Origin of the sequence: Pseudomonas fluorescens (genome assembly GCF_001307155.1) — a bacterium.
Lineage (GTDB): Bacteria > Pseudomonadota > Gammaproteobacteria > Pseudomonadales > Pseudomonadaceae > Aquipseudomonas > Aquipseudomonas helvetica.
In genome coordinates this window covers 2,034,375-2,052,949 of record NZ_CP012830.1, presented here as the reverse complement: position 1 = coordinate 2,052,949, position 18,575 = coordinate 2,034,375, and the positions used below count along the sequence as shown (strand labels likewise).

Below are 18,575 nucleotides of genomic sequence, written 5' to 3'. Positions count from 1 at the left end.
CGCCCACGCGGTATCTGCCGGAAGTTGCTGGCTACCGAAACTCGCGTTGCGCGCGTGCTTTCCTGATGTTCGTAGGCGTGCTGATGTTGAGTGCCTGTCAGGCTGAATCGAAGATGTTGTCTGCGCCTGTGACTGGGTACAACCATACATCTGCGGCCATCAATCGATTTACAGTCAATGGAGCTGGAGGTCCAAATTTGGGACCACACTTAGGTGGAGGCGCGGAAGTTTGCTGTGGTGTTCTGCCTCGCGTTTGGAATCCGGACTTGAAGGCTATCGTAGAGTGGGAGAAGGATCCTAATGCTGGTGCATCTGTAAATTGGCCTCCTTTAGGTACAGATGCTTATCGAGAGGAGTATCGAAAACACGCCGCCAAGTACACTCGACATAGAGCCGTAGTGGGCATTCCTCAATACGGAGAGAAGGTCTGCGCGTTGCAGGTTCACTTTCTGCCCTGTGATGAGGTCAAGGTTTCTACTACTTGCTTTACACCTTCAAACCCTAATTATCCCGACAAAGCTTATTTTCAAGTGAAGGAGCCGGCCGTATGTCCGAGTCGATGAGCAAAGGCACCTCACCGTCCCCAAACACCGCATTGGTTGCCCCAAACTTTCCGGCAGAAGGCCGTCTTCCAAAGGAGCCAAAGCTTCTCTCAGAAAACATTACTAAGCAGAAGCGCGACGAGGTTGCGTTCGGAAATCAACAACGTAAACAGCTGCAAGCCAAAGGCGAGGCCAATAGTGGTACTCCTTGCTGTAAGACCTTGCATATCACCATTGCGTTTGATGGAACTAATAACAATGACAAGGCTGACAGTGCCTCGGTGCCGTCGTCGTGTAGCAATATCGCGCGGGTCTTCCACGCCAGCCTTGGGGGGGATCCTGCAACAGAACAAGAGGGGTTCTTCCGTTATTACAGTCCTGGAGTAGGCACGGTTTTTCCGGATATACGTGAATACACACCGAGTGATGGTGGGTTGATGTTTGCCACTGGTGGCGAAAACCGCATTAATTGGGGGCTGACGCGGCTAATTGATGTTTTGAAACAGACTCTGGACGGTGCCCGTCTTGAGCTTTCAGAAACTCAAGCGCTTGTGGATTCCATGGCTACCGGGCTGGTCACTTTCGTGACGGGTGGTTTGCTTGAGAATGGCGAGAAGAAGCGCGAAGCCGCCATGCGCCCGGAGATAAAGAAGCTGGAAGGCGCTCTGGCTAAACGCAACGAGGCTGAGCAGAAACCTCATATTCTGGCCATGCGGTTGTATGTTTACGGATTCTCTCGTGGGGCGGCAGAGGCCCGAACATTCGCAAATTGGCTGCAAACTCTAACGCGTGTCCAAGGTGACGCAGGCCAAACAGAATACCGTTTTGCTGGATTGCCACTTTCTATCGAATTTCTCGGCCTCTGCGACACAGTAGCGGCTGTCGGTATGGCTGATAGTATGCCGTTCGCTGCCGGTCACATGGGGTGGGCTGACGACACAATGCGTTTGCCCGATGAAGCGTTAGCTAAGTGTATGAACACTGCGCTACCAAACGACTGTCACTATCTAAAGCGTTGTGTGCATTTGGTGTCAGCGCACGAACAGCGTGCAAGTTTTCCATTGGATTCTATCCGCCGCAGACCAAGAAACGCTGAGGGTCAGCGTGATACCAAACAGGCATCCAGCTATCGCGACGGTACTGAAGAGTTCGTATATCCAGGCGTGCACTCAGATGTAGGGGGCGGCTATTCACCCAAAAACCAGGGCAAGGCCATGGGGGGATCTGCAGAGCTACTTTCGCAGATCGCTCTGCACCATCTATACGCGGAAGCATTCAAGGTTGGGGCGCCGTTGCAGGTCCCGAGGAGAATTCTCCTTCCTGATGTCCATGAGGCTTTTCGTGGTATGGATGAAGCAACGGAAAACGAATTCGACTTTAGCTCGACGTTGGTTACGCGCTTCAACGCTTGGCAATCCCAAGCCAAAGCCGGCACGATCGACGAAATGATGAAGCGCGAACAGGCGTTGCTCACGGCTTGGCGTATTGATCGCTACGCTGGTGGGTTGGCGCAACGTGGCTTCTTCGCGAATGTGGAAAAGGATATGCCCCAGGCCGAGCAAGACGCCTGGACTGCTATCCATGAACGTCGCTCCGCCGAGTCCGCCGCCGCTGCCCAAGGGCAGCCGCTACCGACTTATACCGAGGAACAAGAAAAGGAATATCAGGCGAATGTGCAGCTTGTAGGCCAAGAGAAGGTCGACAATATGCGTTTGGAAAAAGCCTTCGATCCACCACTCGATCAAGCCCAGCTGCTGGGTGCCGCTGCCGAGTTCCGCCATGACTACCTCAAAGAATGGGGCATCGTGGATGACTGGAGAATTGGCAGCACCATCATCGATATGTTGGTTGGTGGCACGGTCTACGCAATCAACGAAGAAGATGAAGCCGAGGAATACAACTACCTTCATGATAAGGGTACGGAGCGTTACAAGGAGATGTTCAGCGCGCCGAACAAACCCCGGCAGGGCCAGGAAGACCTGGTGGCACTGTTCGATGATCAGGTCCACGACTCTCGGGCATGGTTTATGAATACGTCCGCTATTGGACCTCGTGAACCCTTCACTGATTACTTCCGTATCCGCCTCGTGCATTTCGATAACGAATCCAACAAGCAGCTATCGCTGGTAGCGACCGCCGGACGCGTAATCGGAGTGGGTATTGCCGTGGCCAGTATTGGATTGAGCATAAAAAAGCGCGATCCGCGATTGCTGCTGGCGCTCCCTCTGATGAACGTGGTGCGTCCTGTTCTTTCCGGCAAAGTCGGTCTGCCAGAAATCAGCGCCTTCGACCCGCTCACCGGTATCGCATTGCCGATGCTCGACAACCTCGACTCTTTGCGGACCTTCACCAAGGCGCCGGGTGATATGACGGCCAAGGTTGCTGCCTTGCCACCGTTGAAACCGTTGACGGCCAGTACGGCCAATACCCCGGCGTTGCAGAAGATCCTGGCTGCGCATCAGGCGCTCGAAGCGGTGGAAGCGGCCCGCAAGAAGGACGTTGGCGCGCTGGCCGGTTTGGTGGCGAAAGCGGCGAACGACGAGGACAAGCCCGGTGGCTGGCTGGACATGGTGGCCGATCAGGCGGGCAAGTTGAAGTCGTCTGAAAAGAACGTGTAATCACACGATGAAAAGGGCGGCTCTGGATGAGCCGCCCTTTGCATTTTTAGCTTCAGGTTCTCGGGGCGGGGCCTGTTATCAGAGGAAGGAGTCGACGATATTTCTGGTTTCTTGATGAGACACGCAGCGTTACTGCTCAGCCTGCTGGCGCTGACAGCCTGCAACACTCCGTCGAAGATGCTGGCCGCGCCGGTGACGGGGTACAACCACACCTCGGCGGCGATCAATTGGTTTAGCGTCAATGGTGCTGGCGGTGGGAATGTGGGGCCGCATCAGGGGGGCGGCAGTGAGGTGTGCTGTGGGATGGTTCCGCGTCATTGGGTGCCGGGGTTGAGGGCAATTGTTGAGTGGGAGACGGATCCTGATCCCTATTCCTACGGTAAGTGGACCGAACGTCCTTACTCAGATGCTTGGTCAAAACGCATGGAGGAACATAGGCGCCAGTACTCACGCCATAGAACCGTTGTCGATATCCCGCAATACACCGAAGCAGGCACGTTGAAAGTCCACTTTTTACCCTGCGATCAGGTACGTGTTTCGGTGGACAACATCAAACGGGGTGATCCGCGTTACCCCTACAACTACCCCATGAGCATGGACGAGCCGAAGGTGTGTCCTGGCACTTGAGTGCGCGTCGTGATGAAGTGTTTTGACTCCGAATTCTTGGGACGCAGAGCGTCACGGGCTGCATTCCCACGCAGAGCGTGGGAATGATCAGTCGAGGTGCGTTGAACCAGAGTTACACCTTAACTCGATACTCCACCGGATTCGGTGAGTCGAGGTTGTCCATGGCGCGGTCGATCAGCAGTTGGGCGCCTTCGGCCATGCGGTAGATGGCGAGGGCGACGTTACGGCGGGAGCCTTCGATTTCGAAGGCGAGGTCGCCGGCGATGGCTTTGATGGAGGCGATGTCTTCGGAGGCGTTGGCCAGGAGGCTGTCGGTGTCGACGCCGGGGGCGACGATGAAGAGTTGGCCTTTGCGGGCGTCGGCCAGGTGGATTTTGGGTGGGGGCGTGCCCAGGTGGTGGTCGAGGGCGCGTTCGGCGGCTTCGTGGAGCTTTTTCGAATCGAGGGATTCGTAGGGGGAGGTGGTTGGGTCTTCTGGTGGATTTGGTGTGACCTTGAACATTGGTGTCTTCCGGTAATTGGAGCTGACACCGTTTCGCTTGCGCTTCGAAAGTGGTGGCAACTGTGCATAGGTGTGCAAGACCGGCCCGGAAACACCAGCAGACCCGAAGGTCTCCCATACACAGTCGCCATAACGATTCGCGAGCATAAGAAAATGCTCGGTCATTAGCCATAACCAATTGTGTTCCAGGGCGGACTTGCACGTCCGTGTCACCGTTTTTTGGTGACAGGGTGAGACTAGCCCTGACTCGCAGGCCCGGATAGTTACCGAACACCGCTACAACTTGAAGGAAATGTCCGAGACCAATATGGCTGGGAGAGAGCCGGGACCGGGTTGTCTGGTTTTGCAACCGCTGCGTCCGGATGCGGCCCAGAGTGTGTAAAAACACTGTCTGAGGCTTTCATCTTCAAATCTAGGGTCTTTCTTACGCTTCGGCCCCCACGCACGGCCAAGATGCTCTTGGCCCACCAACTTGGCGTTGCCGATGACTAGAAAGGCCTGAACGGGCTCTAACGTCCTCTGAATCATGTCCGAAATTGACCAAATCTTAGGTCGCCAGAGCCTTAATCAAGCTCCCGACCCCCATGATTTTCATCACTCGTTTCAGGTTGTAGGCGAGCACATTCAAGCTCATTTCGGCGCTCACCCCGGGTAGCTTTCGGGTCAGGAAGTGGGCCGCTCCCATCCAGTGCTTGAGCGTCCCGAAGGGATGCTCAACCGTTCGTTTGCGGATCCGCATCATTTCTGGCGCGTTGCTCAGCCGACTCTGCATTTTTTCCAGTACGGCTTCATGCTCCCAGCGTCGGACTCGCCGTTCCCTGCCCGGTGTGCACTTCAATTTCAGTGGGCACTGTTGGCAGTTGGAACTCCAGTAACGGTGTAACTTCAGGCCGTTATCAACGCTGGAAAAACGCCAGATCAACGCCTGTCCAGCTGGGCAAATGTATTCATTTTTCGTCGCGTCATAGATGAAGACATCATTATTGAAACGCCCGTCCGCCTTGGCTCCGGAGGTCATTGGCTTCGGCACATAGGCGGTGATGTCTGCATTGTGACAGGCCAGGATTTCTTCGCTTTTGAAGTAGCCTCGATCAGCCACTACTGACAGCGTTTCCAAGCCCATGGCCTCGCGGGCCTGCTTGCCCATCGAGCTGAGTTGATCGCGGTCGGAGCCGGTATTGGTGACCTCGTGCGCAACGATCAAATGGTGTTGGGTATCGACTGCTGTCTGCACGTTGTAGCCGACGATTCCAGTGCCACGCGTCATCATGGAACGGGCGTCTGGATCGGTCAGTGAGACCTGTTTGTCCGGCGAGTCGTTGAGCCGCACTTCGATCGCCTGAAGCTCTTTCATTTGAGCCTTCAGCTTGACGATTTTTTCTTCCAGCCGCGCAGCCTTGGGCTGCGCAGTCGAGGGCTCTTGTTGATCGGCTTCGTCGAGTGCAGTCAGATACCGGTTTATGCTCGATTCAATTTCTACCATTCTCCGTTGCAACTTGGCGCTGGTGAAATTGCGGTCGCGGTTGTTGACCGCCTTGAACTTGCTGCCGTCGATGGCAACTAGGTTTTCTTCGAATAATCCCAACTGCTGACACAGCACGACGAACTGCCGGCAGACACCGCGGATGGCTTTGCTGTTGTCTTTTCGGAAGTTGGCAATGGTCTTGAAATCGGGCCTCAAGCGGCCGGTTAGCCACATCAGCTCGACGTTACGCTGGGCCTCTCGCTCCAGCCGTCGACTCGACTGAATCCGGTTGAGATAGCCATAGATGTAGATCTTCAGCAGGATCGCGGGGTGATAAGCAGGCCGGCCAGTATCGGCCGGTATGACGCCTTCAAAACCCAGCTTAGCCAGGTCAAGTTCATCGACGAAGACGTCGACTACGCGCACCGGATTGGTATCGCTGACGTAGTCGTCGAGGCTTTCGGGAAGCAAGGTGCTTTGACCTCGATGTTCACCTTGAATAAAGCGCGTCATGGGCGATCCTTGCGATGAAATCCTCAGAAATCATAGCAAGGGTTCGCTAAGGCGTTTTTACACACTCTGGGCCCAGACCGAACGCCGCCTTCGGCAGCTGCTACAAGGGGGATGTGGTGGTCTTTGAAAAGTGTGACTTGGTGGTCATCGTGCTTAAAAAGCGCTTCATCTTCTTCTAACGCTGCGCGACGGTGGCGTTCTGGTGTTAAGCCGCTACACTGCGCCAGCGTTCATTTTTCTTTTGGGGCTTGAGCATGAAATTTCGTTTTCTTCTCTGGGTGATGGGCTTGCTGATGCGCAAGGCCAGTCGGACCAATCCGGCGTTTCAGCAGCAGTTGGGTGATAAAGAATTGGTGTTCCAGTTGCAGACGCTGGACGGCAAGGTGGCGCGGCACTTTGTGGTGAAGGATCAGCGCATTACCAGTAAGGCTGGGGTGTATGCCGAGCCGGCGTTTGCGATTGCCTTTAAGGATGCGGCTTACGGCTTTGCCACGATGCAGGCGAAGAACAAGCAGTTGGCGTTCATGACCGGGATTCAGGACAAGTCGATTCAGATCAAGGGCAACCCGGCGCTGGTGATGTGGTTCCAGGGGTTGACCAAGTATTTGAAGCCGAGGAAGGCGAAGCCTAAGGCTTGAGGACTGGTAAAGATCAAACCTGTGGCGAGGGAGCTTGCTCCCGCTGGGGCGCGAAGCGGCCCTGAGGCCCGAGACGGTGTTGCTTCAGATACACCGCGTCTGCCGGGTTTGCGGCTGCTGCGCAACCGAGCGGGAGCAAGCTCCCTCGCCACAAAAGTGAGTTGCTAAGCTCTGTCACAAAAGGTTGTCACTGAGATATCTCATCAAAGCCTGCCCGACACTGGATTGAGTGTCAGGCGGGTTTTTTTAGGACTGGGTGAACTGCGAGGCCAGTTCGCGCAGCAGGACTTCGGCTTCGAGGACTTTGCTGACGACGTCGTTGGCTTTGTCGCGGGTCAGGCCGAGGCGGTCGAGCAGGGCGTCGGGGATTTCTTCGTCGGGGCCGGAGCCGATGCCACGGCTGCGCAGCAGGCGCACGGCCAGGCAGACGAGGTTCGGGTATTCGGCGTAGTCGCCGTCGTAGCTCGGGTCGTGCTGGAAGCGCAGCGCGGTGGATAGTTCATCCGGCATGTCCCAGTAGCGCATCAGCCACGCGCCGATCTGTTCGCGGCTGATGCCCAGCAGGTGTTGCTCGACAAAGCTGTGGCACAGGTGCGGGTTGACCTCCAGGTGGCGGCAGATCAGCGAGAAGTGTGGCGGGAAGACGTGGGCCAGCAGCAAGTAGCCAAAGTTGTGCAGCAGGCCGGCGAGGTAGGTCAGGCCGGCTTCCGGGCGCTGGGCGCGCGGCATGGCGCGGGTCAGGCCTTCGATGACGGCGGCGGTGTAGATCGATTGGTGCCAGTACGGCGTGGTGTGTTGCGGGTGGTCCTTGGGCAGGCTCAGGGTTTTGCCCAGGGCCAGGCCCAGCGCCAGGTTGATCACCAGATCGAAACCCAGTACGCGGACGATCGCGTCTTCCACTGAACGAATTTTGCCCGGCGAGGCGTAGTACGGCGACGCCGCCCAGCTCACCACTTGCGCGGCCAGCGCCGGGTCGGTTTCGACGACGCCGGTGATGTCGTCGATGGTGGCGTTGGGGTCGACCCGCAGCTTGATGATTTTTTGTGCGGTTTCGGCCAGCGGCGGAATCTCTATGGTCGCTTCCAGGCGTTGCTGGATACGGCGCGCCGTGAAGGCCTGCACCGCTTGGGTGATTTCCTCGCGGTCATCGTCGGGGCGGTCGAGGTTCGGGCGAATGCTGCTCAGGGCTTCGCCGAAATTCGCGGCGCTGGCCTTGGTCAGCATGCTCTTGAAGTCTTCGCTGGTGATTTCCAGCAGCACGCCTGTCTCACCCGAGTTGATCAGCAACTGCGGTTCGCGCAGCAGGCTTTCTTCATACAGGCACGGCGAGCTGGTGAGCGCCGGCAGGCCGGGCAGAAAGCTCAGGTTGTGTTTGCCGAGCATGCGCTCCAGGCGTTCGGTCGGTACGGCGGTGAGCCGGCGGCCGGTGAGTTCGGCGAGGCGGTTGAGGTCCAGTAACTGGCTCTGCGGGAACAGCACCATGAGCGCGCCGACAGCGTCGTCGACCAACACCGCTTGCACCTTGCGGGCGGGGTTGAGGCCCGGGCGGTCGAGCACTTCGGCGTAGCTGATGCCCAGCTTGCCGAGCAGCAACCGGATAACAGACGGGGCGTGCGGGGCTTCGGGTGCGAGGGCAACTTCGGTCATGGTGTGTGTCCGTTTTCAAACAATTGCAGGAGTATAACCAGCTTGTTTAAAACCATCGCCCAGAAACTGAGACACTGCTCACACTTGGCCGTATTGCTGCCCATGGCGTAGCCAGCGGTCGAGCAACGGGCTGACGTGATGCGGCCAACGCTCCAGCAATGCCTGGGCCGCGTCGCGCACCGCCGGCAGCAGGTCGGCGTCGCGCATCAGGTCGGCGACCTTGAATTGCAGCAGACCGGTTTGCCGGGTGCCGAGCATTTCGCCTGGGCCGCGCAGTTCGAGGTCTTTCTCGGCGATCACGAAACCGTCGTTGGTTTCACGCATGATACCGAGGCGTTGCCGGCCGATCTGCGACAGTGGCGGATGGTAGAGCAGCACGCAGTGACTGGCGGCGCTGCCCCGGCCGACGCGACCACGTAGCTGGTGCAGTTGCGCCAGGCCGAGACGTTCCGGGTTTTCGATGATCATCAGGCTGGCGTTGGGCACGTCAACGCCGACTTCGATCACCGTGGTCGCCACCAGCAACTGCAACGCGCCGGCCTTGAACTGGGCCATGACGTCGGCTTTCTCGGCGGGTTTCATGCGCCCGTGAATCAGGCCGACCTTCAGCTCGCCGAGGGCGGCGGTGAGGTCTTCATAGGTGGTTTCGGCGGCCTGGCAGGTGAGCTCTTCCGATTCTTCGATCAGCGTGCACACCCAATACGCCTGACGCCCTTCGGCGCACGCGGCGCGCACTCGCTCGATGACTTCAACCCGGCGCGTGTCGGTGACCAGCACGGTGTTGACCGGGGTTCGGCCGGGCGGCAGTTCGTCGAGGATCGAGGTGTCGAGGTCGGCGTAGGCGCTCATCGCCAAGGTGCGCGGAATCGGCGTGGCGGTCATGATCAACTGATGCGGGCACATCCGCCCGCCCACGCCTTTCTGCCGCAGCGCCAGCCGTTGCTGGACGCCGAAGCGGTGTTGTTCGTCGATGATCACCAGCGCGAGGTTCTTGAACTGCACTTCGTCCTGGAACAAGGCGTGAGTGCCAACCACCATCGGAGTGCCGCTGGCGATTTGTTCCAGCGCGGCGACGCGGTTCTTGCCCTTGAGCTTGCCGGCCAGCCAGGCGACTTCCAGACCCAGCGGTTCGAGCCAGCGCTTGAAGGTGATGAAGTGCTGTTCGGCGAGGATTTCGGTAGGCGCCATCAGCGCCACTTGATAACCGGCCTCCAGTGCTTGCAAGGCGGCGAGGGCGGCGACCACGGTTTTGCCGGCGCCGACGTCGCCCTGAATCAGCCGCAGCATCGGTTCGTGCTGGCTCATGTCGTAGGCGATTTCATTGCCCACCCGTTGCTGCGCGCCGGTCGGCGGAAAGCCGAGGTTAGCCAGGTATTGAGCCGGCAGCCGGGTGGCTTTGGGCATGGCCGGCGCTCGCAGCGCGCGCATGCTTTCACGCAGGCGTTGTTGCGACAGCTGATGGGTCAGCAGTTCTTCGAAAGCCAGACGGTGTTGCGCCCAGTGATGACCGAGGGCGAGTTCGTCGACATCGGCATCGGCGGGCGGGTGATGCAAATAGCGGATCGCGTCGGCCAGCGGTGCCAGTTGGTAGTCCCGCGCCAACTCTTGCGGCAGCCAGTCAGGCAGGCTGCTGGGGCCGAGCAAGGTCAGGGTTTGCATGCACAGTTGGCGCAAACGCTGTTGGGTCAGGCCTTCGGTGAGCGGGTAGACCGGCGTCAGGGTTTCATCCACCGGGGGCGGTTCGTCGCCGGTGATGGCGCGGTATTCCGGGTGGTAGATTTCCAGCCCCGACGCACCGGGCCGAGCCTCGCCGTAGCAACGCACGCGGGTGCCGCGTTTCAGGCCTTCCTTTTGCGCGTTGCTGAAATGGTAGAAGCGCAGGCTGAGCCCGCCGGTGCCGTCCTGCAGGCGCACGACCAGGCTGCGGCGCCGGCCCATCACTACGTCGGCGCCGCTGACGGTGCCTTCGATCACCGCGTCCTGACCCGGCCGCAAGTGGCCGATCGGCACCACGCGGGTGCGATCCTGGTAACGCAGCGGCAGGTGGAACAGCACGTCCTGGAGGTTTTCCAGGCCGACCTTGGCGAGTTTTTCGGCCATGGCTTCGCCGACACCCTTGAGTGCCGTGACCGACACTTGCGACAGCTCAGCCATTGCTACTGCTTACCCCGCAACCGCTGGCGGCTTGGCCACCGAGCACAGGCGGATCGAGTCCGCGAGGATTTCAATCGCTTTCGGCCGCGGGAAGCTGGCGCGCCAGGCGATGGCGACGGTGCGGAACGGCACGGGCGGCGACAGTGGGCGCACTTCGAGCACGCCGGGCGAGTAGTGGTGACTGTCGACGGCCGAGAGCGGCAGGATCGAGATGCCCAGGCCGGAGGCGACCATGTGCCGAATGGTTTCCAGCGAGCTGGATTCGACGGTGGTGTGCTTGGCGCCGTCGTTGCCTTTGGCCAGGGTCGGGCAGGCTTCCAGCACTTGGTCGCGGAAGCAATGACCTTCGCCGAGCAGCAGCAGGCTCTTGTCGTTGAGCAGGCTGGCGTCGATGGATTCTTTTTCGGTCCACGGGTGCTGGGCCGGCATCAGGACGTAGAACGGTTCGTCGTAGAGTTGCAGGGTCAGCACGTCGGCTTCGTTGAACGGGAGGGCGATGATGATCGCGTCCAGCTCGCCGTTGCGCAGTTTGTCGCGCAGCACGTGGGTGAAGTTTTCTTCGATGTACAACGGCATCTGCGGGGCAACCCGGTGCAGTTGTGGAATCAGGTGCGGGAACAGGTACGGGCCGACGGTGTAGATCGCGCCGACTTTCAGCGGGGCGGTCAGCTGGTTTTTGCCGGCTTGGGCCAGTTCGCGAATACCTTGGGCTTGTTCAAGGACTTTCTGGGCCTGGGCGACGATGCCTTCGCCGACCGGGGTCAGGCGCACCGCGCTTTTGCTGCGCTCGAAAATCAGCACACCGAGTTCGTCTTCAAGTTTTTTCACGCCCACCGACAGGGTCGGCTGGCTGACGTGGCAACGCTCGGCCGCGTGACCGAAATGCTGTTCTTGGGCGAGGGTGACGATGTAGCGTAATTCTGTGAGGGTCATAGCGGGCGTCCATGATGATGCGGCCAAGCATACCGGCTGCAATCGATAGACGCACGTTATCAGACAGAGGGCGGAGAGCGACACTGGGCAATGCATGTTTGGCGCTGGCGGATATGCAAAAGGCACCTTTCGGTGCCTTTTGCAGATTCTCTGGCCGCCGCAGAACCTGTAGGAGCCGAGCTTGCTCGCGATGAGGCCATCATGTTCAGCATCTCTGTTGACTGACACACCGCTATCGCGAGCAAGCTCGGCTCCTACAAGGGTTTTGCGTTTGTGCTTAGTGTCGGCGTTTTTCCAGGGAGTACACAAACGGTGCGACGATTTCGATCGAGCCGTTCTTCAGCATGTCGGCCGGTGGCTTGGGCAGTGGCTGGGCGCGGCGGATCATTTCCAGGGTGGCCCGGTCCAGATCGGCGTTGCCGGAGCGACCGACCAACTCGTAAGACAGCACGTTGCCTTCAGCGTCGACCACGAAGCGCAGACGGTTCAGACCCTCCTTGCCACGCGACTGGGCGGCAGGCGGGTACTTCTTGTACTTGGCCAGGTGCGCCAGCAGTGTGCCTTGCCAACTTTCCTTGGCCGCAGACTGCGCCAGCGTCGGGCCTGGGGCAGGTTGCGCGGATTTCTCCGTCGGAGTGTTGGTCGGCGGTGTGTCGCTGGGTTTTTCCTCGGCCGGTTTTTCCTTCGGCGGCTCGGGCTTTTTCTCCACCGGCTTGGGCGGTTGAGGCTTGGGCTTGGGTTTGACCGGCTTGGGCACCGAGATCGTCGGCTTTGGCGCTTCCGCGAGTTTCGGCAGCGGCAGCTCTTCGACCGGGGTCGGTGGTTGCGGCGGCGTTACGATCTTCGGCGGTGTCGGTGGCGGCGGTGCCGGAAGCGGTGCCAACTCGACCATCATCGCCATCGGCGGCAACTCGACCGGCGGCGAGGACTTCCAGTTGAGCGCGAGCAAAATCGCGACCGCGTGGACGCCCAGCACCACGACCAGGCTAGCGCCGTAACGCGTCAGCTTTTGGCGCGTCGTGATCATTTCTTGGCTGCCGTCTCAAGTCCGACCAGACCGACTTTCAGGTAGCCGGCGGCCCGCAGGGCATCCATCACGTGCATCAGGTCGCCGTAGTCCACGCCTTTGTCGGCCTGGAAGAAGATGGTCGTGTCCTTCTTGCCGTGGGTTCGCGCGTCGAGGGTCGCGCCGAGGGTTTCGGCGTTGACTTCGTCTTCGCCCAGGTACAGGCGTTGGTCGGCCTTGACGCTGAGGAACACCGGTTTCTCTGGCCGCGGCGCCGGTTTGGCGGTCGAGGCGGGGAGGTCAACCTTGATGTCCACGGTGGCCAGCGGGGCGGCGACCATGAAGATGATCAGCAGCACCAGCATCACGTCGATGAACGGCGTGACGTTGATTTCGTGGTTCTCGGCGAGATCGTCGTCTGCGCCTTCCTTTAAATGCAAGCCCATGGCGGATTACCCTACTTTGACCATGTGCGGTTGCGAAGGGATGCGCTCGGGCGGCAGGTGGTCGAGGTCGCGGCTGACCAGCAGCAGGACTTGCGCCGAAGCATCGGACACCTGGGCTTTGTAACCGGCGATGGAGCGGGCGAAGACGTTGTAGATGACCACCGCAGGAATCGCCGCCACCAGGCCCAGCGCGGTAGCCAGCAGGGCTTCGGCGATACCGGGAGCGACGACGGCGAGGTTGGTGGTCTGGGTTTTGGCGATGCCGATGAAGCTGTTCATGATGCCCCACACGGTGCCGAAGAGACCCACGAACGGCGCGGTGGAGCCGATGGTGGCCAGCACGCCGGTGCCGCTGCTCATGTTGCGGCCGCAGGCGGCCACCAGACGCTCGAGGCGGAAGCTGACGCGTTCCTTGATGCCTTCTTTTTCACGGCTGTTGGCCGAGAGGCGCATTTCTTCGAGGGCGTCGTGGACCAGCAGGTTGGCGAGGGTGCCTTCCTTGGCCGCACTGGCGCTGGCGTCTTTAAGGGTGGTGGCTTTTTTCAGGCTGGTGATTTCACCGCGTAGACGACGCTTGGCGCCCAGCAGCTCAAGGCCCTTGGCGATCCAGATCGTCCAGGTGATGATCGAGGCGATGGCCAGGCCGATCATCACGATTTTCACGATGATGTCGGCGTTCTGGTACATGCCCCACGGCGACAGGTCATGGGCCATGCCCAGGGAGTTGTCGGCTTCGAGGACTTCGGGTGCGTCAGCGGCGGCGTCTTCGGTGGCCAGTGCCGGGTTGGTGGCGACAGGCGTCACGACCGTGGCTGCGTGATCAGCGTGATCAGCAGCGGCGGGCGCGGAGGCTGTTGCAGCCGGTGCAGTGGCGGTGGGCTCGACGGCGAAGGTAGCGGTCGGGGCCAGCAGCAGGCTGAACAGCAGCGCGGCGACCGCGCTCAGGGCGCGAGTGGGACGAGCAAGCGTGGTTGGCGAAGCGGAGAGTGAATTACGTGTCATGCTGGCCGGACCTAAGAGAAGAAGAGGGTTTAATGTCCTTCCAGGCCTCGTGGGCCGAGAACAAAAGTGGCGGGCATTATTGCAAGTAATTCTTGTTAACAAAAGTAATAGAGTCTCTTTTTTTCTTTGATTGCTAGCCGCGTGTCCAATACCAAGGCTAGCCTGTACCTTTCTGATGGGAGAATTTTGATGTCCGCGCCTTCTGTTTTGATCGCCGGTTGTGGCGATGTCGGCGGCCGTCTGGCCACTCAACTGTTGGCCTCGGGGTGGGAGGTTCATGGCTTGCGGCGTGACATCTCGCGCCTGCCCGAGGGCGTTATTGGCGTTGCCGGCGACTTGTTCAATGAAGACTGCCCGGCGACCTGGCCCGTCGGGGCGGTGGATTACCTGGTGTATTGCGCGGCCGCCACCGATCACGATGAAGCCGGTTACCGCGCCGCTTATGTCCAGGGCTTGCAGCATGTGCTGGAATGGCTGAACGACTACGGTCAGGCACCGAAACGCTTGCTGTTTGTCTCCAGCAGCAGCGTGTACGGGCAGCAGAACGGTGAATGGATCGATGAAACATCGCCGACTCAAGCGGCCGGCTATTCCGGGCGAGTGATGCTGGAAGCCGAGCAGATCGCATTAAACAGCGGCATTCCTGCGAGTCTGGTGCGCCTGACCGGGATTTACGGCCCGGGTCGTGAGTGGCTGTTGAGCCAGGTGCGGCAGGGCTATCGCGTTGCGGTTGATCCGCCGCTGTATGCCAACCGGATTCATGTGGATGACGCGGCCGGGTTGTTGGCGTTCCTGTTGCTGCGTGCCGAACGCGACGAGGCGCTGGATGACTGCTATATCGGCGTCGACGACGCGCCCGCGCCGTTGGCGGAGGTGGTGGGCTGGTTGCGCGAGTACCTTGGGGTGACCGAATGGTCGGAGGATGCCAGCGTGCGCCGTACGGGCAGCAAGCGTTGCAGCAACGCCCGGGCTAAAGCGTTGGGCTGGACGCCGCGTTATCCGAGCTTTCGTGAAGGGTATGCGGCGATTCTTGAAGGTCGCAGCTGACCTTCAAACATCCAAAAACAACTGTGGGAGCAGGCTCCCACATTGGATCTTTGTTGCAGTTAAAGCAGGATCACTGTTTTTCCAGTGTCCATTGGCGATTGCCAGGGGTGAACGAAGGGACTTCGTCCGCCTGGGCGCCATTGACTGCCTGGAAGATCTCCATCTGTTTGCCGTTGCGGGTGAAGATCCACGGGTTGCCCTGGCCGCTCAGTTGCAGCCAGACGGTGTCGTGGCCACCGCTCATGGAGGCGCAGTCGCCTGCCAGGCACAGCGCGTAGCGGTCAGCACCGGGCAGGCCTTGAACGGCGCCATCGGCCTGGAACTGCACGGTGCTGCCTTCGCCAGGACCGTTGACGATCTTCCAGCTACCGCCCAGATAGGCTGAGTACAGCGCACGCTCGAAGCTGGCACCAATCGGCGCGCCTTCGGGGGCGATGTCTTTGGCGCGGTCAAACAGTTGCTCAGGCTCGTTGTCGTTGGCCACTTGGTGCAACTGTTTGCCGTCGCGCTTCAATTCGGTGGCAGCGCTGCCATAAAACTCGACTTTCCAGGCATCGGATTTCTCGCCGAGCATTTTGCCTTCGACGTTCTCGAAGCCGTTTGTGTATCGCGCCTGGCCGGCCTTGGTGTTGACGTCCCACTCCAGGTTCGGGCCATAGGCTTGCAGTGCTTCGCGCAGCGGGCCGCCCTTGGCCGCCGCATTGATTGCCGACTGGTTGATCCAGGTGCCACTGATGTCGCGGTCGGCAGGGTTGCTGGCACAGCCACCGAGGAACACCGCGAGCAACGAGAGAGCTAGCGCTTTGCGCATGAGGAGATCCTTACAGAACGAAGTCGGCGCAGCCTGGGAGGCTGCGCCGTGCGTATTACTCGATGACCAGGATGGCATCCATTTCAACCTGCGAACCCTTTGGCAGGGCGGCCACGCCGATGGCGGCGCGCGCTGGGTAAGGCTGGTCGAAGTATTTGCCCATGATCTCGTTGACCTTGGCGAAGTGGCTCAGGTCGGTGAGGAAGATGTTCAGTTTGACGATGTCCTTGAACGAACCGCCAGCGGCTTCAGCCACGGCTTTCAGGTTCTCGAACACCTGGACGGTCTGGGCTTCGAAGCCTTCGACCAGTTCCATGGTTTTTGGGTCGAGCGGGATCTGGCCGGACATGTAGACAGTGTTGCCAGCCTTGATCGCCTGGGAGTAAGTACCGATGGCGGCCGGGGCCTTGTCGCTGGTGATAACAGTCTTGGTCATGTATGACTCCTTGTAATGGGGTGCTGGATGGACGAGCTAGGCACGCATGCGGGTGATGCGAATCACCCCGGTCAGGGCGCGCAGTTTCTTGATCACGCGGGCCAGGTGTACACGGTCGTGTACGCTGACCACCAGTTGGACCACGCTGATACGACCGTCGCGTTCGTCCATGCTGATTTTTTCGATGTTGCCGTCCGCGGCGTTGACGCTGCTGGCCAGCAAGGCAATCAGGCCGCGCTGGTGTTCCAGCTCGACGCGCAGTTCGACATTGAATTCGCCGGTGACATCCTTGGCCCACGAGAGCTGGATGCATTTTTCCGGGTTGTGGCGGATTTCGCTGATGTTGCGGCAGTTGTCCAGGTGCACGACCATGCCTTTGCCGGCGGACAGGTGGCCGACAATCGGGTCGCCCGGGATCGGCGTGCAGCACTTGGCGTAACTGAGTACCAGGCCTTCGGTGCCGCGAATCGCCAGCGGACCTTCCGGGCTTGGCAACTGTTCGCCTTCGCCGAGCAGGCGGCGGGCGACGACATAGGCCATGCGATTGCCCAGGCCGATGTCTTCAAGCAGGTCTTCGATCAGTTCGAGGCGGTATTCGTTGAGCATCGCCTTGATGCGCTCGGCCGGGACTTTTTCCAGCGAGCTGTCGAAGCCGTTGAGCACCTTGTTCAGCAGGCGTTCGCCGAGGCTGATGGACTCGGAGCGGCGCTGCAGTTTCAGCGCGTGACGAATGTGCGTGCGGGCCTTGCCGGTGACGACGAAGTTGAGCCAGGCCGGGTTCGGCCGTGCGCCCGGAGCGCTGACGATCTCGACCGTCGAGCCGCTTTGCAGCGGTTCGGACAGCGGAGCCAGGCGACGGTTGATCCGGCAGGCGATGCAGCTGTTGCCGACGTCAGTGTGCACCGCGTAAGCGAAGTCGACCGCCGTGGAGCCTTTTGGCAGCTCCATGATCCGGCCTTTTGGCGTGAACACGTAGACCTCGTCCGGGAACAGGTCGATCTTCACGCTTTCAATGAACTCCAGCGAGTTACCGGCGCGTTGCTGCATTTCCAGCACGCCCTTGACCCACTGGCGGGCGCGGGCGTGAGTGCCTTTTGGCTGCTCGTCGCCGCTGGATTTGTACAGCCAATGGGCGGCGATGCCATTATTGGCCATCTCTTCCATTTCACGGGTGCGGATCTGGATTTCGATCGGTACGCCGTGCATGCCGAAGAGCGTGGTGTGCAGCGACTGATAGCCGTTGGCCTTGGGAATCGCGATGTAATCCTTGAAGCGACCCGGCAACGGTTTGTACAAATTATGCACAGCACCCAGTACGCGGTAGCAGGTATCGACCTTGTCGACGATGATCCGGAACGCATAGACGTCCATGATCTCGTTGAAGGCCCGGCGCTTGCCGCGCATTTTCGTGTAGATGCCGTAGAGGTGTTTCTGGCGACCGCTGACCTCGCCCTGAATGCCGTCGATGGCCAGGCAGTGGCTGAGGGATTCTTCGATCTTGTTGACGATTTCCTTGCGATTGCCCCGGGCGCGCTTGACCGCCTGGTAGATCCGCGCGGAACGCATCGGGTGCATGGCCTTGAAGCCCAGGTCTTCGAATTCTACGCGGATGGCATGCATGCCCAGCCGGTTGGCGATGGGCGCGTAGATTTCCAGGGTTTCCTTGGCGATCCGCCGGCGCTTTTCACCGGACAGGACTTCCAGCGTGCGCATGTTGTGCAGGCGGTCGGCCAGTTTGACCAGGATCACGCGAATGTCGCGCGCCATGGCCATGGCCATTTTCTGGAAGTTTTCGGCTTGGGCTTCGGCTTTGGTTTCGAAGTTCATCTGGGTCAGTTTGCTGACCCCGTCGACCAGTTCGGCCACGGTTTCGCCAAACTGCGCAGAGAGCGCTTCCTTGGCAATACCGGTGTCTTCGATCACGTCATGCAGCATCGCGGCCATCAAACTCTGATGGTCCATGTGCATGTCGGCAAGAATGTTCGCGACCGCTAACGGGTGTGTGACGTACGCCTCGCCGCTGCGGCGGCGCTGGCCATCGTGGGCTTGTTCGGCGTAGAAATACGCTCGGCGGACCAGGTTGACCTGGTCAGTGCCGAGGTAGGTCGATAAGCGTTCGGCGAGGGCGTCTATGCTCGGCATGATGACTCCTGCCGATGGCTGTGACCCCGCGCCGTACTACGTCGAC

At 59.9% G+C, this 18,575-nt stretch carries 16 protein-coding genes; 5 read left to right on the top strand and 11 right to left on the bottom strand.

Annotated features, from left to right (window positions below; genetic code table 11):
* Positions 1-65: 65 nt before the first annotated feature.
* The 3 genes from AO353_RS29620 (at position 66) to AO353_RS09350 (ending at position 3,787) form a co-directional block, all read left to right on the top strand.
* Positions 66-563 carry a DUF3304 domain-containing protein gene (locus AO353_RS29620; RefSeq protein ID WP_102667306.1) on the top strand — a complete coding sequence of 166 codons (498 nt, stop codon included), beginning with the start codon at positions 66-68 and terminating at the stop codon, positions 561-563.
* A complete protein-coding gene (locus tag AO353_RS09355; protein ID WP_054594666.1) occupies positions 548-3,160 on the top strand; it encodes a T6SS phospholipase effector Tle1-like catalytic domain-containing protein in 2,613 nt (870 codons plus the stop codon). Before AO353_RS29620 ends, AO353_RS09355 begins: the two co-directional genes overlap by 16 nt.
* Before the next feature lie 114 nt (positions 3,161-3,274).
* Positions 3,275-3,787, top strand: coding sequence for a DUF3304 domain-containing protein (locus AO353_RS09350; protein WP_054594665.1), 513 nt, complete (start codon positions 3,275-3,277; stop codon positions 3,785-3,787).
* Between the two features lie 112 nt (positions 3,788-3,899).
* On the opposite strand, the gene AO353_RS09345 is transcribed toward AO353_RS09350, so the two are convergent.
* Both AO353_RS09345 and AO353_RS09335 read right to left on the bottom strand, forming a co-directional pair.
* A complete protein-coding gene (locus AO353_RS09345) occupies positions 3,900-4,289 on the bottom strand; it encodes a DUF6124 family protein (protein WP_054594664.1) in 390 nt (129 codons plus the stop codon).
* Positions 4,290-4,836: 547 nt separating this feature from the next.
* Positions 4,837-6,267 carry an IS1182 family transposase gene (locus tag AO353_RS09335; RefSeq protein ID WP_054594662.1) on the bottom strand — a complete coding sequence of 477 codons (1,431 nt, stop codon included), beginning with the start codon at positions 6,265-6,267 and terminating at the stop codon, positions 4,837-4,839.
* Between the two features lie 254 nt (positions 6,268-6,521).
* Between AO353_RS09335 and AO353_RS09330 the strand changes: the two genes are divergently transcribed.
* The gene (locus tag AO353_RS09330; RefSeq protein ID WP_054594661.1) at positions 6,522-6,905 is read left to right on the top strand and encodes an SCP2 sterol-binding domain-containing protein; all 384 of its coding nucleotides are present in this window, start codon (positions 6,522-6,524) and stop codon (positions 6,903-6,905) included.
* Between the two features lie 246 nt (positions 6,906-7,151).
* Here AO353_RS09330 and AO353_RS09325 read toward each other — a convergent pair whose 3' ends face one another.
* The 6 genes from AO353_RS09325 to exbB all read right to left on the bottom strand — a co-directional run bounded on the left by AO353_RS09325 (position 7,152) and on the right by exbB (position 14,093).
* The gene (locus AO353_RS09325) at positions 7,152-8,552 is read right to left on the bottom strand and encodes an aminoacyl-tRNA deacylase and HDOD domain-containing protein (RefSeq protein WP_054594660.1); all 1,401 of its coding nucleotides are present in this window, start codon (positions 8,550-8,552) and stop codon (positions 7,152-7,154) included.
* A 78-nt stretch (positions 8,553-8,630) separates the two neighbouring features.
* Complete coding sequence (gene recG, locus AO353_RS09320; RefSeq protein WP_054594659.1) at positions 8,631-10,706, bottom strand: ATP-dependent DNA helicase RecG; 2,076 nt, start codon at positions 10,704-10,706, stop codon at positions 8,631-8,633.
* A 9-nt stretch (positions 10,707-10,715) separates the two neighbouring features.
* Positions 10,716-11,639: a hydrogen peroxide-inducible genes activator gene (locus tag AO353_RS09315; protein ID WP_054594658.1), complete on the bottom strand. Its 924-nt coding sequence runs from the start codon at positions 11,637-11,639 to the stop codon at positions 10,716-10,718.
* Positions 11,640-11,916: 277 nt separating this feature from the next.
* Positions 11,917-12,666, bottom strand: a complete 750-nt coding sequence (locus tag AO353_RS09310; protein WP_054594657.1) for an energy transducer TonB family protein — start codon at positions 12,664-12,666, stop codon at positions 11,917-11,919.
* Positions 12,663-13,091 carry a TonB system transport protein ExbD gene (gene exbD / locus AO353_RS09305; RefSeq protein ID WP_054594656.1) on the bottom strand — a complete coding sequence of 143 codons (429 nt, stop codon included), beginning with the start codon at positions 13,089-13,091 and terminating at the stop codon, positions 12,663-12,665. The genes AO353_RS09310 and exbD overlap by 4 nt, the downstream gene beginning before the upstream one ends.
* 6 nt (positions 13,092-13,097) lie before the next feature.
* Positions 13,098-14,093, bottom strand: a complete 996-nt coding sequence (gene exbB / locus AO353_RS09300) for a tonB-system energizer ExbB (RefSeq protein ID WP_054594655.1) — start codon at positions 14,091-14,093, stop codon at positions 13,098-13,100.
* Positions 14,094-14,282: 189 nt separating this feature from the next.
* On the opposite strand from exbB, the gene AO353_RS09295 reads away from it, so the two are divergent.
* The gene (locus AO353_RS09295) at positions 14,283-15,140 is read left to right on the top strand and encodes an NAD-dependent epimerase/dehydratase family protein (protein WP_054594654.1); all 858 of its coding nucleotides are present in this window, start codon (positions 14,283-14,285) and stop codon (positions 15,138-15,140) included.
* A 70-nt stretch (positions 15,141-15,210) separates the two neighbouring features.
* On the opposite strand, the gene AO353_RS09290 is transcribed toward AO353_RS09295, so the two are convergent.
* Genes AO353_RS09290 through spoT form a run of 3 tightly spaced genes read right to left on the bottom strand, consistent with a single transcriptional unit; the run spans position 15,211 to position 18,529 of the window.
* A complete protein-coding gene (locus tag AO353_RS09290) occupies positions 15,211-15,951 on the bottom strand; it encodes a hypothetical protein (protein ID WP_054594653.1) in 741 nt (246 codons plus the stop codon).
* Between the two features lie 55 nt (positions 15,952-16,006).
* Positions 16,007-16,387 carry a RidA family protein gene (locus tag AO353_RS09285; RefSeq protein ID WP_003229509.1) on the bottom strand — a complete coding sequence of 127 codons (381 nt, stop codon included), beginning with the start codon at positions 16,385-16,387 and terminating at the stop codon, positions 16,007-16,009.
* A gap of 36 nt (positions 16,388-16,423) precedes the next feature.
* Complete coding sequence (spoT, locus tag AO353_RS09280; protein ID WP_019694280.1) at positions 16,424-18,529, bottom strand: bifunctional GTP diphosphokinase/guanosine-3',5'-bis pyrophosphate 3'-pyrophosphohydrolase; 2,106 nt, start codon at positions 18,527-18,529, stop codon at positions 16,424-16,426.
* Positions 18,530-18,575: the final 46 nt, after the last annotated feature.